The 16,564-nt window shown below is 33.7% G+C and carries 20 protein-coding genes; 4 read left to right on the forward strand and 16 right to left on the reverse strand.

The genetic code is table 11. From position 1 onward, the window contains the following. Nucleotides 1-35: 35 nt before the first annotated feature. On the forward strand, nucleotides 36-1,778 hold the full coding sequence (locus SBH76_RS06975; protein ID WP_317977279.1) for an ABC transporter ATP-binding protein/permease: 1,743 nt from the start codon (nucleotides 36-38) through the stop codon (nucleotides 1,776-1,778). Further along, nucleotides 1,778-3,466, forward strand: a complete 1,689-nt coding sequence (locus SBH76_RS06980) for an amino acid ABC transporter ATP-binding/permease protein (protein WP_317977280.1) — start codon at nucleotides 1,778-1,780, stop codon at nucleotides 3,464-3,466. Before SBH76_RS06975 ends, SBH76_RS06980 begins: the two co-directional genes overlap by 1 nt. Before the next feature lie 50 nt (nucleotides 3,467-3,516). On the opposite strand, the gene SBH76_RS06985 is transcribed toward SBH76_RS06980, so the two are convergent. From SBH76_RS06985 to SBH76_RS07015, 7 genes are all read right to left on the reverse strand, one after another. Next, nucleotides 3,517-3,945, reverse strand: coding sequence for a hypothetical protein (locus tag SBH76_RS06985; RefSeq protein ID WP_317977281.1), 429 nt, complete (start codon nucleotides 3,943-3,945; stop codon nucleotides 3,517-3,519). A 518-nt stretch (nucleotides 3,946-4,463) separates the two neighbouring features. Next, nucleotides 4,464-4,832 (reverse strand): fluoride efflux transporter CrcB, encoded by a 369-nt coding sequence (gene crcB, locus SBH76_RS06990; RefSeq protein ID WP_317977282.1) that lies wholly within the window; start codon nucleotides 4,830-4,832, stop codon nucleotides 4,464-4,466. 16 nt (nucleotides 4,833-4,848) lie between these two features. After that, a complete protein-coding gene (locus tag SBH76_RS06995; protein WP_317977283.1) occupies nucleotides 4,849-5,871 on the reverse strand; it encodes a macro domain-containing protein in 1,023 nt (340 codons plus the stop codon). A 52-nt stretch (nucleotides 5,872-5,923) separates the two neighbouring features. After that, entirely contained in the window at nucleotides 5,924-6,199 is a 276-nt protein-coding gene (locus SBH76_RS07000; RefSeq protein ID WP_330368668.1) for a hypothetical protein, read from the reverse strand. Nucleotides 6,200-6,212: 13 nt separating this feature from the next. Continuing rightward, nucleotides 6,213-6,722: a HEPN domain-containing protein gene (locus SBH76_RS07005; RefSeq protein WP_317977284.1), complete on the reverse strand. Its 510-nt coding sequence runs from the start codon at nucleotides 6,720-6,722 to the stop codon at nucleotides 6,213-6,215. 121 nt (nucleotides 6,723-6,843) lie between these two features. After that, nucleotides 6,844-7,350: a YfbM family protein gene (locus SBH76_RS07010; protein WP_317977285.1), complete on the reverse strand. Its 507-nt coding sequence runs from the start codon at nucleotides 7,348-7,350 to the stop codon at nucleotides 6,844-6,846. Between the two features lie 34 nt (nucleotides 7,351-7,384). Next, the gene (locus SBH76_RS07015; protein WP_317977286.1) at nucleotides 7,385-7,792 is read right to left on the reverse strand and encodes a hypothetical protein; all 408 of its coding nucleotides are present in this window, start codon (nucleotides 7,790-7,792) and stop codon (nucleotides 7,385-7,387) included. A 114-nt stretch (nucleotides 7,793-7,906) separates the two neighbouring features. Here SBH76_RS07015 and SBH76_RS07020 point away from each other — a divergent pair, with 114 nt between their 5' ends. Next, nucleotides 7,907-8,047, forward strand: coding sequence for a hypothetical protein (locus SBH76_RS07020; RefSeq protein ID WP_317977287.1), 141 nt, complete (start codon nucleotides 7,907-7,909; stop codon nucleotides 8,045-8,047). Nucleotides 8,048-8,052: 5 nt separating this feature from the next. After that, nucleotides 8,053-8,415: an SMI1/KNR4 family protein gene (locus SBH76_RS07025; protein ID WP_317977288.1), complete on the forward strand. Its 363-nt coding sequence runs from the start codon at nucleotides 8,053-8,055 to the stop codon at nucleotides 8,413-8,415. A 56-nt stretch (nucleotides 8,416-8,471) separates the two neighbouring features. Here SBH76_RS07025 and SBH76_RS07030 read toward each other — a convergent pair whose 3' ends face one another. The 9 genes from SBH76_RS07030 to SBH76_RS07070 form a co-directional block, all read right to left on the reverse strand. Continuing rightward, the gene (locus tag SBH76_RS07030; protein WP_317977289.1) at nucleotides 8,472-9,041 is read right to left on the reverse strand and encodes a hypothetical protein; all 570 of its coding nucleotides are present in this window, start codon (nucleotides 9,039-9,041) and stop codon (nucleotides 8,472-8,474) included. Nucleotides 9,042-9,096: 55 nt separating this feature from the next. After that, nucleotides 9,097-10,440 (reverse strand): sensor histidine kinase, encoded by a 1,344-nt coding sequence (locus SBH76_RS07035; RefSeq protein ID WP_317977290.1) that lies wholly within the window; start codon nucleotides 10,438-10,440, stop codon nucleotides 9,097-9,099. Continuing rightward, entirely contained in the window at nucleotides 10,419-11,087 is a 669-nt protein-coding gene (locus SBH76_RS07040) for a response regulator transcription factor (RefSeq protein ID WP_317977291.1), read from the reverse strand. Before SBH76_RS07040 ends, SBH76_RS07035 begins: the two co-directional genes overlap by 22 nt. A 5-nt stretch (nucleotides 11,088-11,092) precedes the next feature. Continuing rightward, nucleotides 11,093-11,824, reverse strand: coding sequence for an ABC-2 family transporter permease (locus SBH76_RS07045; RefSeq protein ID WP_317977292.1), 732 nt, complete (start codon nucleotides 11,822-11,824; stop codon nucleotides 11,093-11,095). Beyond that, nucleotides 11,817-12,575 (reverse strand): lantibiotic immunity ABC transporter MutE/EpiE family permease subunit, encoded by a 759-nt coding sequence (locus SBH76_RS07050; RefSeq protein ID WP_317977293.1) that lies wholly within the window; start codon nucleotides 12,573-12,575, stop codon nucleotides 11,817-11,819. The genes SBH76_RS07045 and SBH76_RS07050 overlap by 8 nt, the downstream gene beginning before the upstream one ends. Then, the gene (locus SBH76_RS07055; RefSeq protein WP_317977325.1) at nucleotides 12,565-13,269 is read right to left on the reverse strand and encodes a lantibiotic protection ABC transporter ATP-binding subunit; all 705 of its coding nucleotides are present in this window, start codon (nucleotides 13,267-13,269) and stop codon (nucleotides 12,565-12,567) included. Before SBH76_RS07055 ends, SBH76_RS07050 begins: the two co-directional genes overlap by 11 nt. A gap of 250 nt (nucleotides 13,270-13,519) precedes the next feature. After that, a complete protein-coding gene (locus SBH76_RS07060; RefSeq protein WP_317977294.1) occupies nucleotides 13,520-14,449 on the reverse strand; it encodes a virulence RhuM family protein/type II toxin-antitoxin system death-on-curing family toxin in 930 nt (309 codons plus the stop codon). Nucleotides 14,450-14,759: 310 nt separating this feature from the next. After that, entirely contained in the window at nucleotides 14,760-15,380 is a 621-nt protein-coding gene (locus SBH76_RS07065) for a DUF362 domain-containing protein (RefSeq protein ID WP_317977326.1), read from the reverse strand. Between the two features lie 52 nt (nucleotides 15,381-15,432). After that, nucleotides 15,433-16,203: a nuclear transport factor 2 family protein gene (locus SBH76_RS07070; protein ID WP_317977295.1), complete on the reverse strand. Its 771-nt coding sequence runs from the start codon at nucleotides 16,201-16,203 to the stop codon at nucleotides 15,433-15,435. Nucleotides 16,204-16,564: the final 361 nt, after the last annotated feature.

Raw genomic sequence — 16,564 nt, forward strand, 5'->3', positions numbered from 1 at the left:
TTGATATTACAAAATAATATGGAGGTCTTTAGTTTATGATTAAAATGAGACTTATTCGTCTTTTGAAGGGATCCGGAAAGTATATCCTTTACCAGGTTCTTTGGCAATGGATATCTCTTATTATGCAAATAATCATTGCAATAAACATTACCGGGCTTATTCAAGAAGTTTTCTTAGATACAGCCTTTGAATCACATATTCCAAGAGTTGTTATTGTCGTCATTGCAGGTGTTTTAATAAGAGCGGTATGTGACAAACTCTACACCAAAGCAAGTTTTCATGCAGGTGCAAATGTAAAGAGAATCTTGCGTAACCGTATCTATGAAAAGGTACTTCGCTTGGGTCCTGCTTACAGAGAACAGGTACATACCTCTGAAATCGTACAAATGGCAGGTGAGGGTGTGGAACAGCTTGAAGTATATTTTAGCAGATATTTGAGTCAGTTTTTCTACTCCTTACTTGCTCCGCTTACTCTATTTATAGTTGTAATGAGAATCAGCATGAAATCTGCTCTTATTCTTCTTGTAGCAGTTCCACTGATACCTATAGTTATAATGCTTGTAATGGTAGTAGCTAAAAAGCTGCTCAGCCATTATTTTGACATATATTACGGTCTTGGTGACAGCTTCCTTGAAAAGCTGCAAGGTATGACAACGCTTAAGATATATCAGGCTGATAAAGCTGCTGCAGATGATATGGATAGAGAGTCGGAACAATTTAGAAAAATAACAATGAAAGTTTTGATGATGCAGCTTAACAGTACCTCTGTTATGGATATAGTGGCATATGGCGGTGCGGCTGTAGGAATTATCAGTGCCCTTTCACAGTTTTATAAAGCTGAGATTTCTCTTTTTGGAATGCTGATGATCTTATTCCTTGCGGCAGAATTTTTCCTTCCAATGCGAATTTTAGGAAGTTTTTTCCATATAGGTATGAACGGAATGAAAGCAAGTGATCGTATATTTGCATTCCTTGATCTCCCTGAGCAACAAAGAGGTAGTAAAGAGATAAATGATAAAGAGATAAAAATATCACTTGAGAATCTTTCTTTCTCATATGACTCAAGTAAGACCATATTAAATGGAATAGATATGACTATTGCACCAAAGTCCTTTGTTTCAATAGTAGGTGTCTCAGGCTCCGGTAAATCCACTATAGCAGGCATACTTATGGGTAAAAATCCTAAATACAGAGGAAGCCTGAAGATAAATAATGACGAGCATAGTGAACTTACATGCGAAACAATACTCTCTAATTTTACTTTGGTAGGGCATCGCAGTTGGATATTTGCAGGTACTGTAAGAGAAAATCTTTTGATGGGCAATCCAAATGCTACAGAAAAAGAAATGAATGAGGCACTGGAGAAGGTCAACCTTCTTGACTTTATCAATTCTCAATACGGACTTGATACAAAACTGACCTCAAATGCAAGCAATCTCTCGGGAGGGCAAAAGCAAAGACTCTCACTTGCAAGAGCTCTTCTTCATAATACACCGGTATATATCTTTGATGAGGCCACTTCAAATGTTGATGCCGGAAGTGAAGAGATAATAATGAATGTAATACATGAATTATCGAAGACAAAAACCATAATTCTTATATCACACAGACTTGCAAATGTAGTTAACAGTGATGAGATATTTATGCTTAAGAACGGAAGTATCGTAGAATCAGGGCTTCACTTTGAACTTATGAATAACAAAGGTGCTTATGAAAAACTCTTTACAGATCAGATGAATCTTGAGAATTTCTCAAAAAGAAAGGAGGTGGCACAATAATGAAACAAACCACAAGAAGATCAGGGCTTTCTATTATGAGAAGTCTGATTGTTTTGGTAAAGCCCTTGACAGGTGTTATGTTACTTGGAATTTTTCTTGGAGTCATCGGTTTTTTATGTGCCATCTTTCTTACTATTACAGGTGGCTACGGTATACTGTATGGACTTTATACTCTGTTAAATAACGGCTTTACTTCCGCTCCGAATCTTTCAGGAACAATATTTATTTCCCTTATCGTAATGGCTGTTGCAAGAGGTATTCTTCACTATGGTGAACAGTACTGTAATCACTATATCGCATTCAGAATACTTGCAATTATAAGACACAAGGTTTTTGCAGTACTTAGAAAGCTCTGCCCTGCAAAACTTGAGGGTAAAGAAAAGGGAAATCTTATCGCCATTATCACAAGTGATATCGAACTTTTAGAAGTATTCTTTGCACATACCATATCACCTATAGCCATTGCTTTTATCACATCTCTTATAATGGTTATATTTATATGGTCACAACATCTTATTGCCGGTATTATTTCATTACTTGCATACATGACTGTAGGAATTGCTCTTCCTCTTTGGAACGGTAGTCGCAGTGCAGATGCCGGAATGAAATTTAGAAATAATGTAGGTGAACTGAATAACTTTGTCATAAACAGTATGTATGGTGTTGACGAAATATTACAGTATAATCAGGGCGAAATACGCTTAAATGAGATGGACTCAAAGTCTTTAGAACTGTCTGATAATCAAAAAAAGCTCAGCTTTTTCGAGGGTTCTCAAAGAGCAGCTACAAATATTGTTATTCAACTTTTCTCATGGGTAATGTTCTTTTCTATGTTGATGCTTTATAAAAATGAGAGTATAACTTTTTCTCAGATGCTGATTGCTACCCTGGCTATGATGAGTTCATTCGGACCTACTGTTGCACTGTCTTCTTTATCAAACAATCTCAATCAGACTCTTGCCTGTGGTGAGCGTGTACTTTCGCTGCTTGAGGAAGATCCGGTAGTTGAAGAAGTATCCGGTAAAGAAAATACTGTATTTGAAGGTGCTGATGTTGAGTGTGTAAACTTCTCCTATGGAGATGAAACTATACTTTATAATGTTTCTCTTGATATAAAGAAAGGTCAGGTGCTTGGAATACATGGTGTGAGCGGTTCCGGTAAATCTACACTATTAAAACTGCTGATGAGATTCTGGGATGTAAAAACAGGTGAAGTTCATATTTCAGGGAAGAATATAAAGGATGTTAATACTGAGAATCTTCGTGAAATAACAGGCTATGTAACTCAGGAAACTGTAATGTTTCAGGGAACTATTGCAGATAATATAAGAGTTGCAAAGCAAAATGCAACTCTTGAAGAGATTCAAAATGCTGCTAAGAAAGCAAGTATACATGATTTTATATCAGGCCTTCCAAATGGTTATGACACCAATGTCGGTGAGCTTGGTGATTCACTCTCTGACGGTGAGAAGCAGCGAGTAGGACTTGCCAGAGCCTTCTTGCATGATGGTGACTTCCTGCTTCTCGATGAGCCTACCAGCAATCTTGATGTACTGAATGAAGGTATTATCTTAAAGTCACTCTCAGAGGAAAGCGCAGGAAAGACTATTGTACTGGTTTCACATAGAAAATCTACAATGTCTCTTGCAGATGAGACCTATGAGATGGCTAAAGGCAGATTCTCATAAAATTAAAAAGCACATAGATTAGAGTTTCTCAAGGCTATGTGCTTTATTCTTTATTTTCTTGACTTGTAAAATTCCTTATACTTAGGATCGTCATATTCAAAGTATCTGTAACTTACCGCCTTTATCTTTACAATTTTTTGCCATATTTCAAAGGCCTTATCGAGCTCACCGCTTTCATATGCATACTTTCCCTTCATATGCTCCAATTCTTCATCAAAATTATGTAGGTTATCATTATTCTCCATCATTCTTTCAAGCCATATTTTGGCATTTACCAAATCATTATTTTCAATAGCTTTATTAAAGAAAGATTTAGCATACCCATAGCCTTGATTCCACTTGGCCCCCGACTCCGGGAAGGCACTCCAGCCTTTATCTGCACTTTCAAATCCCTCTTTAATATTTCCTTCGTTAATTTTAGTTACTGCATCCTTACCGTATTCTATGACACTTGCATATCTTTCTGCATCAAGTAGCATTTTTTATTCTCCTTTTTGTTAAATAGGTTCTCAACATAATTTATAATTTTACCACAGCATCCGACCTTTTATAATTATATCATGTTCTAATATAATGTACATTTAATAAAAGCCTATATGTACACTTATCTGTTTTAATAATTATAAACAGGTCATATGAATAATTGAAGTATATGCTAATATCAATAAGTAATTCCCTATAAGTAAAGCAGCAAGAACCAGCTTCTTTCTTGTGGACACATTTGGGAAATTATTTTGAAAATAGTATGGCAAAACAGATAAAAAAGGAAATATTACGATTATCATTGCAATATATACGGAGAAAGAAGATGCTAAAAAGTGTGTATTAACTAGCCATACTCCCCATTTTACAAATACTAACTTGGTGATGCTAAAAAGTATACAAATACTGTGTAATAAAATCAGATACAATATATATAAAGCTTTTTTATTCTTCATAATATCCTTCCTTACTTTGACTTCAACTTGTTTCTATAACTTTTCTTGTTCTGTACTGCTTATAACTTTACCACTGTTGCCAGCTTCTTTCCACATAATATGCCTAATATACAGCATGTAACACTTAGTACAATATATAATCCGCCTAATATGAATTGCTTATTATCAAGCAAGTTAAACGCTTCAAGCGAAAATGTTGAAAATGTAGTGAATCCGCCACATACACCCGTCTTCCAAAACAGCACGGTATTACCCGATATATTGTCTTTGTTACTTGTAAACCCGACAATAAAACCGATCAATATTGCACCTGCTATATTTGTAATAAATGTAAGTATCGGAAATCCTGTTTTAACCGGTATAAGACTTATCGCATATCTCGCCATTGCCCCTATAGCTCCGCCAAGTGCCACAAATAAAAAACTCATTGATTTCTCCGTTATTTTAATCCCCAATAAAATAATTTCCATTTATATCTTTTGATATAATTGATGTACTTTCCAGATACTCAATACATTCAAAAATATATTTATCCGAAAATTTATTCACCTTGTCTTCCAATTTACATTTAAGGTTTTCTATTAGCTGTTCACCATTTTGCAAACAACCTGTTTGTATTAAATATAAAATCAATGTAATACAATCCAATTTTTTGTCTGTCTGTATAACATTGACATACTCAGCTGACTTTTGTACTGCTGTATGTAACCTGTCAAATTCATTGCTTACTCTCTCAGAGCAGATCACTTTGTATACCTCATCAAAAGTTGTTCCTGCATCATCTATTCCATAGTATTTTTGATATTCTTTTATATCTTTTGCAACAGTGTCAATTACACTTGAATATGGTCCTGACTTCCATTTATCAAATTTAAAATACTCTTCTTTAAGGAAGAAGTTAAGAAAGTAACAGGTCTTATGTAGCCTTATATTATTAAATCTCTTTAAGTTCAATCTAATATCAAGTAAAATCAGACTTGCAATATTCACTTTAGGTTTTTTCATAATTACGGACTTACTTGAAAATGCCGGCTCAAAGATTATAAAATTATACTTATCTGAAATATTTTCCAGTTTACATTCTATTATCTTTTTAACATCTTCCCAATTAAGACCCCCATTGCCACATCCTAAAGGTGGAATCGCAATCTTTTTTACTTCCAGTTTTGGCAATATATCGACAAAATAATCCATTGCTGTTTTAATATACTCTATCTTTGATTTTTCACGCCATTTGTTTTTAGTAGGTAAATTTACAATAGTAATTCCATTCTCAGTAAAATAATGTACTTTTCCAATGGTCAGTTCACTTGACTTACATGCTTTAATATACGACTTGTTATTTTCAGGAAATTTCAACTTAAACTGATACGCAATTCCTTTTCCCATAACCCCTTCACAGTTTACCACATTTATTAGGCAATCTGCACCACTATCAAAAATATTTCCACTAGTATACTCAATCATAAAAGCTCCTTCTCTATGTTAAATAACGAATATATTTATTACAAAGCGAAAGTTATTCAAAAGACCCGCCACCTCTATAAGTATTTACAATGCAGGTAAATCTCTTCCCGCATTTCGGACATTTTATAATATGGTAAATAATATCATCAATCCAATGTCCGTCTTTTTTATGTTCTCCTAATTTGCAACTTCCCTCAACTACTATAAAACCCCTGTTTTCAACCAGATCTTTAATATACTCTATGGTTTCTTCATATAGTTTAGGTGAGGAAAAGTATTCTATCTTTTTGATATTAGAACAATAATCACACATATTTTTGCCAACCATAATCATTCCATTCCTATAAGTCAGTATATCTTTCCAAGTCCGTTAAATATTGCTTAAGTGCTTTGAGCATTTTTGCAAGCTCTACACAATCTATTTTGCCCATCTCTATTACAGCATACTTTTTCTTATTCTCATCAAAATCCGGATATCTGGTTTTATTGTGAAGTGCCGAAAACTTGATATCCTTTAGAACCTTTGTAAGCAGCTGTTCTCTCAGCCTGTCCTCAACCATAGCATTGCCTTTGCTGTATATCTGCACCAATATCTCAATTGACTTATCAAGTGAATGTCCGATAGTCTTTTTTATCATTTCCTTATAATAAGCATTTGTCACATCCACAATCTGAGCAATTTGCGCTTTAATTTGTTTTTCCATAGCCTGCACATAAAAGTACGCAGCCTGATTATAAAGCTCCCTGCTCTCAAGTATAACCGCAGATTTTTCATCCTGCATGGCAGTTTTAAGATATTCATGTGCCACTTCCAAAGAATCCTTCAAAAACTTTCGATTACCTAAATACATATATTCTCCTAAGTTCTTATAACTTTATACTTATTTTCTGATAAATACTGTTTTATCATTCCCACACTATTTCCAAACAATTGAAGACTTTTTGAATTTCCGGTCTCCACCTTCCATTATACTAGCAAATAATAATCACTACATTTCCATTTACTTCAAGTATTTTCTTATAAAAATCTCTTAGTCTTTGGAAATCTGTCCTTAATTCTTCTCTTATTTTATCAGCATCTTCTTCATAATCCCAGATATTCGGATATATATTTGTTTCTTTAAGCCTGCTCATACTTAAATTCTCCAAAGCTTTATCTATATCAAAATCCTCAAGTGCAAGTACTATATCCTTAACCTTCGACTTTTGTGTATAAGCTATATACTCCACTGAGTTTTTAATAGAATTCACCCCAAAAACAGCCTCACTAAGATGATTATTTTCCATAGCCTCATCCTTACTCACCCCTGTGAGCACGAAGTGAAGCGCATCCCACATCTTATACATACCCAGATGTATTTCTATATCATCACTACCGTCTTTATCATATTCAATATCATCAACTGCTTCATTATAAAAGAGCTTCATCTCTTTTAAGTTTCTGTCACTTAAATATTGATAATTTGCTATTATTCCCATTTTCAATTCTCCAATAATATTATAAAACTACAACTTAACTCTTACTGCAAAGCAAGCTTTCTATCATAACCAAAACCATATTTTGTGGATTTATTTCAAACTCGTTTGATAATATACGCTTATTGAAGTATTTAACCGACTTATCATGATTAAGAAATTTATTTATACAAAGATACTGTTCAATTTCATCAAGTATAAATGCACTTTGTTTTAAATCCAAATCACTAAAACCGTTTGCATAATGAACGCTTTTCATAATTCTTTTCAACTTTGTCTTCGGGTATTCTTCTTTAAGCATATCTCTTAATAAAATAACCGACTCGTCAAATGTTTGACTGCCTAAATCCTTTGCACTTACACCTGTAATAATATTTTCATTGCCTAAATGTTCAATCAGCTTTATCATTTGTCGTTTCAAATCCATAAGTCCATTTTCACTCATTAAAACCTCCCCCAGGTAGGATTTACCTTTATTAATATTTACTTTAATTGCTAAACATGATTATAATATAAGTTGATAAGTTAATTCAAGTTTGGAAAAAGTGGGGAATCAACAATGTTTGATAATATTGACTTCAAAAGTTTTTGGAAGGAAAGTGAGTATATAAATAAAGTCTGTACCGGAGAGAATTTAACAGATGAGATGGTACAAGAAGCTGAAAAAAACTGGGCGTTAAGTTACCGAAGTCATATATAGAGCTTATGAAAACACAAAACGGTGGTAAGCCCAATAAAAATGTTTGGTTTGATGAAAAGAATAGGTACCGTGTTGATGTAGAGGAATTCTACAGTATATCGGAAGAAAGAGAAGATTCCTTATTTGGAAAATTCGGAAACGAGTTTTGGTATGATGAATGGGAATATCCAAGAAATGTAGGTGTTATTATTGCCGATACAATCTCAGGCGGACATGAAATGATATATTTAGACTACAGAGATTGTGGCAAAGACGGAGAACCGAAGGTATCAATATGTATACAAGAAGATGATTTCGAGATAATTGAACTTGCAGATAACTTTGAAGAATTTATATTGGGGCTTAGAGCCTCAGAAGAAATTGAGTAAAATTTTCAAAAAGCCGGCAGAATTTAAACTCTGTCGGCTTAATTAAATGATAACATTTAATCCTTTTCAAATGACTGTTTTAATTCAACCAGCTCTTTTAGTTTTCTTTCAAATACTGATTCACTCATACCTTTCCCGGTAGCAATCTCATAATAACTATTAAATTCAGGATGATTATTTTCTTTTACAACCGCTAAAAGCTCTGCAAAATATCCCCAGGCATTATTATAGCTTTTTGTTGAACTGTAATCTGCTCTTTTAGGCATCCACTGCAGCTTTATAAAGTATTTATTCAGTATTTTGCTCCAGGTTTCCACATCGTCATCATAACAAAAGAACTTTGTTTCAAACAAACTGCCAAATCTCCTGTCCCAAAATTTTACATTGTCGGGCAAATACCAGGTATCACGAGGATTGCGGCATATCAATTCTATCGTTATCATTTCAAGTATTGCAGCCGGATCTCCTCCGACACAGCTATAACTTCCCGGAACTGAAGTTTGTGCACCTTCCACTTTCAGCTCTTCATAAGCTGTGTTGCTATCAAGTAATACTAAAGCAATTTTAGCTCTGTCTCCAAATGCTTTCCCTTCACTTAATAATTTGTACTTATTAAATTCGTTCATTTAGCCTCCTTACTCTGATTGGAAAAGGGTATCCTTAACCGTTATTATTCTTCAATCATTTATTAAATACCATTTTAACCTCAGCCCCTGCATTTACTCCTGTATAATTTTTCAAATACAAGTTGCCGTTATTTGCCGAGACAATATTCTTCACTACCCATAAGCCTAATCCATGTTTATAAGACTTATCCTTTACTTTGCCGGAAATAAATTTTTCTGTAAGTAAAGGTAATAAGTCTTTATCAAAACCTGTTCCTTCATCTCTGACTGTCAAAATAAATTCTTCAGGTTCATCTTTAAATTCTACCGTTATTTTAGAACCTTTTTTAGAATATTCAACCGCGTTAGTAACTATATTTTGCAGAGCTGCAGCTATTTCCTCTTTATCCAGCTTAATATTACTGCAGTCACTTTTTATTACCTCTAAATTCAAACCGTTTAACCTACATATGCCGGACATTATCTCAGTCCAATATAAAATCACTTCATTACTTACAACATCTTTTTTCCCTTCCATCGTATAAGAAAATTTTTTTAATTTTTCAATATACTTTTCCAGTCTGTCAATACCGTTTGAAATATCTGCAAATCTATCAGAAGATAAACCGGGATTCTCTTCTTTTAATAATTCTAAATTTCCTTTAATCAGTGTTATCGGTGTTCTTATGTCGTGGGTAAGTTGTTCCACCAACTCTTTTTGCTTAATTTGCATATCCCATTGCTCACCAAGAGATTTTTTTAGATTTTCAGCCAATACATCAATCGAAACCAGTACTCCGTCTATTTCTTTATACTTAGAATGCTCCCTCTCATAATCCAAATCCATCTGACTGATGTTATCATTCGCCATTGCAATCTTATGAATTTCCCTTTTTAATATATTTGATGAGCGAATTAGAAGCAAAGCAAATCCCAAAAACCAAATCGTCAGTATAAAAACAATATACCCCCACTCGAAATTTTCAAAGAGTCTATAAAGCTTTTCACTGGCAAATATAGCATTAACTCTGTATCTTATTACCAGTTGTCTATTTCCTATAGTATAAGCTTTAAAAATATTTGAGCCTATAACCTCATCGCTTGTTGCCTTTCCGTTTTTTATGGCTTCCTGTACTAAATCATCATATTTTTTATCAATGGTATTTTCTATTATTTTCCCGTCTTTCAAATATAAAAAATCATAATAATATGGTATTTCAGCCGGTGTCCAATCTTTTGTTTTAAAACCTGCTTCCACTTTTTCCGACTGAATATCAGCATAATTGGCAGGGTATACTACTCCGGTATTTAATAATACATTTAATCCTACATAAAACAGCACAATGATAAATAAAGTATATACTAACTCCATAATTGCATATTTGCTGATTAAATATCTTAAACTTTTTTTATTTCCCACTGATAACCAACTCCCCAAACTGTTTTTATAGGATTTATACAATATGGCTCAAATTTACTTCTTATTAATTTGATTCCTTCGGTAATCGTTGTAGAACTGTCACCTTCCTTATCATAACCATAAATTTCCGTATAAATTTTTTCTTTTGAAAATACTTGATTTTTATTTTTTAATAAGAACTCACAAATTTCATATTCGCTATTTGTAAAGCTTATCTCTTCATTATCAAAATAAATTTTTTTCGAAAGCAAATCACAAGATATCGGATAATCTGTAAGTTTTGAATGTTTTTCTCTATTTTCTCTTCTGATATGTGCTGCTACCCTTGCTCTAATTTCAGCAAGAGAAAACGGTTTTGTCACATAATCATCTGCTCCTAATGCAAATCCTTCGACTTTATCTTTTTCAAAATCTTTCGCTGTAAGTAAAATAATAGGAATATCTATCATATTTCTGTATTTATTCAAAAATTCAAACCCCGACATTTCTTCCATCATTATATCAAGAATAATCAAGTCATATTTATATAAATCGCTTGGCCGGATTTTCAGTGCCGAATCGCAAATAACAACATTATATTCTTTCTCAAATGTCAGCTTTAATAATTTCAGCAAATCTTTGTCATCATCTATTATAAGAAGATTCATACACTTTATTCCTCCATTTCACTTATTCCGTCCCACCTATTATACCAAAATGAAAATATTCCCACACTTACAAATGAGAGCAACAAAGATATAAAAAGGTAAAAAATAACAGTATCCACATTAAAAGATCCACTGACATATCCATATATAAGTTTTATCGGATACACAAACGGGAAGTAATACCATATACCGCTTCCCAAATCCGTTGTACCTAAAAGAATGGCAGCCAAGGTGAAAATAACGCCTGCCAAAATAGAGCCTGTATAATTGAATTTTAAACTTAAAAATTGATAAACAGGTACCATGCTAATCAATCCCACAGACCCGATCATAGCATAAACTGCCAAATCCAATGTTTGAATATTGATTCCATAAAAGTGTAAAAACAATATAGACGGTAAGATTGCTATTCCTTCAATAGCCATTAATAAAATAAAGATAAAGATAAATCTTGCAAAAAACAATTTTTTTCGACAAATTCCTATTCTTAAATCATTGGCATAGTTCCCGGCTTTTTTATCGCTTTCATATAACATGGGAATAAAGAAGCTGACAGAAAAGCCTGCTAAAATCGTATATGCTCCAAAAAAGTAGGCAAGCTCTACTCCTTTTAAACCTGTTGCACTTAAACGATATACAATAAAAATACCGGTAAAAATTAACGGGCACAAGATAATTACCATTCCGGCCGGTGTTCTTTTGATTCTCAACAGGTAAGACTTTAAAATATTAAGCATGACCTTTTCCTCTTTCCATCACTATATTTATAGCTGTTATTATGATGTACACCATGACACTTAACACTAATCCGACATACACTGCATTCATAGATGTTAAAGGCGATGATTTTTCTAAAAAGGTACCATTCGGATGAACCTCAATAATCGGACATAGTATACGTAAATTATAATCCCAAGGGAAAAATTTCCAATACGAGGTTACAGCAATAATTGCCGACGGAAAGGTAAATATAAAATTAATTAAAATCACTAAAAACCTTTTATGAAATAATTTGTAAATAAAAAAAGATAAAGCAACTATCGGCAAACTTCCAATAAATAAACAACAGGTAGCTGCTATCATGATTTTAAGACTAATCTCCTCATGTAATAAAAATCCACCTATTAAATAAATTCCTGTCGATGACAATATCAAAACAGTAAATAATTCAAAAATAACTATTCCGTTCTTAGCAATTAACATCTTTTCCGAGAGTATATTCAATCTTTGCAACAAGGCAATATGCTCTTCTTTCTCTTTACAGGAAATATTAACTACAAGCAGACTTAACACAACAGGTAAAATCAGAACAGGATACCAATTAAATGCTGTAGCCATTAAATAACTTCTTCCTACAGGACTTTGCCCCATAATACTGACCATAAAAAGATTAAATAGTACAAAAATAACAGGTACTATATATTTTAGTGTAGAATTGGCAGCTCTTTTTTCCTTAATCCATTCCGCTTTCAGCATCTCAATCATCATTCATCACATCCTTTCTGATAATTTCCATAAATAAATCTTCCAACTTAGACGAATCTGTATTTAGACCTTCATAACTTAAACGTCCTTTATTTAGGATACCGATTTTATCCGCAATCTGCCCTACTTCACTCAAAATATGACTTGATAATATGATTGTGATACCATGACTTGAAAGCATTTTTATCAGTTCTCTTAGTTCTTGTATTCCCACAGGGTCTAACCCGTTTGTAGGTTCGTCAAGAATTAATAATAACGGGCTGTTAATCAGTGCCATTGCAATACCCAGTCTTTGTTTCATACCTAAGGAGAACTCTTTTGCCAACTTTTTACCGGTATTCGTCAATGAAACCACGCTAAGTACTTCGTCAATTTTCTTTCTGTCAATATTTAGCAAAGTAGTAATAACCTCTAAATTTTCATAAGCCGTTAAATTTGGATAAATAGCAGGATGTTCAATAATCGCCCCAATCTTCTTTACATCACCTGCAGCTAACAGATGATTTTCAAACATCACTTCGCCTGAGCTTTTTGGAATCGCTCTTGTGATGATTTTCAATAATGTCGATTTCCCGGCACCGTTAGGACCTAACAGACCATATACCGTACCTTTTTCCACTTTAATTGAAACATTATCCAGTGCAATCCCATTTTTATATTTTTTTGTCAGTCCTTTCGTTTCCAATATAATACTCATTTGATTAACCTCCATCATTTTGATGGTATTGTTATAGCCGATAAAAATAACTAAATTATAACCGGCAAAAATTTTATGGATCTTTTGAGATATATTTTGACCTCCATTCCTCTCTACAAAACATTTCCCGGGTATTTCAATCAAGATAATAATCTATGTATTTTCTACACAAAAAAATGAGGAATGAATTCGGACCATTCCCCACTTGTTACATGATTTCTCCTGTAATATAAAAAAAGATACAATACCACTATAAATTCAACAGATTCATTACCATTTTTACCATCACATCTTTTTCTTCCGGTTTTGATTCAGCAATCATCAATGTGGTTGCCACTAAAGTTCCATCACTGAGTCTCTTCTCTCCATCCACGAACAAGGCATTGTTCTTGTCTAAAAATTCCAAGAACAATGATGCGGCAATTCTTTTACAGCCATCTACGTATGGATGATCTTTTATCATAAAATACAATAGATTCGCCGCTTTCTCTTCCAAAGATTGATACGCATCCTGCCCAAATACACTCTGATAAACAGCTGCAATAATTCCTTCTACCTTGCCGGACTCTTTTTCTACACCAAATACATCTGTTTCAAAAGAATCTTTCATCTGACAAACCATCTTAACACAATCTTCATAGGTTATGCGGTATACCGGAGTACTTCCCTCCGGCTTACTTAATGCCTGATGGTCATATTGATCCAAAAGAATCAATGCATCCGTATATTCATTCACAGCTCTGAGCACATCTTTTTCCTCTATATTGAGTGCATCTGCAATCATCCTTGACTGAATATCAACTGTTTTTTTAAGCGCCTGAAGACGCTTTTCATTGATTGCATAGCCTTTCAAAATATACTGTTTAAGAACATTATTTGCCCATTTTCTGAAAGCTATACCTCTTTTTGAATTAACTCGATATCCGACAGATAAAATCATATCTAAATTATAAATTTTAGGTTTTCTTCCCCCTGTACTTTTGTCGGAAAAACCGACAGAAGTCTCATCCAGTTCTCCTGAAGCAATAATATTTGAAATATGTTCACTTACTGTAGCGTGTTTAACATCAAACAATACTTCCATTTGTTTTTGTGTCAGCCAAACGGTATCCAGTTCAGGATTGATTTGAACTTCTATATTAATATCACCATCTGTAAATAATACAATTTCATTCTTCATACTTTAGTTACCCTCCACGAATATTTCCCGATAACATGTCTAATATAGATTTTACTGTACTTTTCATATTCAGTCCATCTTTTAGTCCGGGCCTGTAGAAAAACTCTTCAAAACTCTTTAACTTTACCATCCATTTAAACTGCCTCCAAAACTTTAAATTAACACTCAAACCACATATAAAAAGTGGGCTAAAAAATCAACCCACCCCAACACTTGACAAAGAACCCATTATTTGAATGATTCCTACAGACCCAATTTTAGTATGTCAAATATTCTCCTTCAAATACAAATTCTATATTTTTCTCCACTTTTACACTCTATCCACTGCACCAACCGGACAAACCGTTAAGCAGTTACCACAATGCAGACAATGCTTATTCTCAATTACATAGGGTATGGTCTCTTGGTTAATGCAATTTTGTGGACAAACTTCCACACACTTACCACATCCGATACAATCATCCGTAATAAAATAGCCTTTCATTTCATCTTTTTTAGCTCCAAAAGAAAAATTTGCTCTCTCTATAGGCTTTTTAGATAAGTCAAACCATTCTCCTGTACCTTCATAAATTTGAAATACTGTCAGGGCTTTTCTTGATTCAGCAGTTGGATATATTTGATACATATATTGATTCTTTTCAAATAACTCAGGGATTTTTTCATATCCAAGCTCTCTAACCTTCCCTCTTACAGATACCGCCACTCGTGACATTGTATCCTCACCTTTCATCGCTGTAAATGCAAGAATTTTCCTGTCCGATAATCTATCATATAAGTTCTTACCTTTTGCGGTCAAAAAATATAAACTTGAATCATCTGCATCTATCATATCAATAGCCGCTGTAACTGGAAGACCTTCGCTATCTACAGTAGCAACTATGACTGTATGAATTTCATCTACTATATATTTCAAATAATTCTTCGCTTCCATCATAATTTTCCTGTACCCCTTGCTACGTTATATTGTAATATCAAAATTTACATTAGAACTTTCCATTCTGATTTTTCCAGGTCTTTTTGTCAGCTATGGTTTCCATAGCATCCCAGTGTTCTGCAATTTTCCCATTTTCCACACGGAACAAATCATAGAAGGATGTTGCCACACCCCCAAATGTTCCTTCGCTTACTGCAAGTGCATAATCTCCATCAGCCAATACAAAATAAGTCTTATTATATATCATCTGTATTCCCTGTTTTGCCAAAGCTTCAAGTGCAGCACCAAGCCCTGAAAGTCCGTCAGCAATTGCTGTATTGTGCTGAATATAATTATCTCCATCAAAGTATGAAGTAAGCCTATCAGGATTTTCTCCACGAAGGATATCTCCTACAAATCCCTCTACAACCTTTCTTGTATCTTCCTTATCCACATCTTTCTTCTCTAAGTTGCCGTCAATCTGTGTATGTCCTGACGGATTAGGTTCAGTTTTTGTAGCCAGATTGTCCCAGTGTTCTGCAATCTTTCCTTCTGAGTCAAATCTGAAAATATCAAACGCTACCTGCTCTCCTGCTCCTGCAAAATTATATACCGTTTGTAGAAACACCTTATCGCCATCTTCAAATGCACGAACATTATTAACAGTTGTTTTAACCGGTGCCGATGCAAGATATTCAACTGCTCCTACAAAAGCATCTCTTCCTGTTCCATAAGCAAGATTATGCTGAATGTAACCCTCTGCAAGAAGTTCCCTTGCCTTCATTGTATCTCCAGATGCAAATGTGCTAATAAGTGCCAATGCTTTCTCTTTGTTTGTCATGATAATTTCCTCCTGAATTTGATTTATTGCATTGATGTAACCTTTATTATTTCATCTTGTGAACTTATATTATCACTATGCAGATGTAATGTCAATAGTTACATCTATTTTTTTACGAAATACTTGACAATTGTAAGGAAATGAAATCAAACTATAAGAATAAAGAAATTACAAAAGAAGTATTGGAAAGTGAACTATCCAGACAGTATGAAAAGATTGTATTCCCTTTGAATAAAATAATGTAAAGTTCTACAGAGGTGGTATCAGAGCAAAAGTTTCTTTCGATATAAATAAGCACAGAAAAAGCACATATCTGAAAGATTTTAAGTCTTAAAGTTATGTGCCTTGTTTTTATACCATT

Source organism: Lachnoanaerobaculum sanguinis (genome assembly GCF_033242365.1).
GTDB lineage: Bacteria > Bacillota > Clostridia > Lachnospirales > Lachnospiraceae > Lachnoanaerobaculum > Lachnoanaerobaculum sanguinis.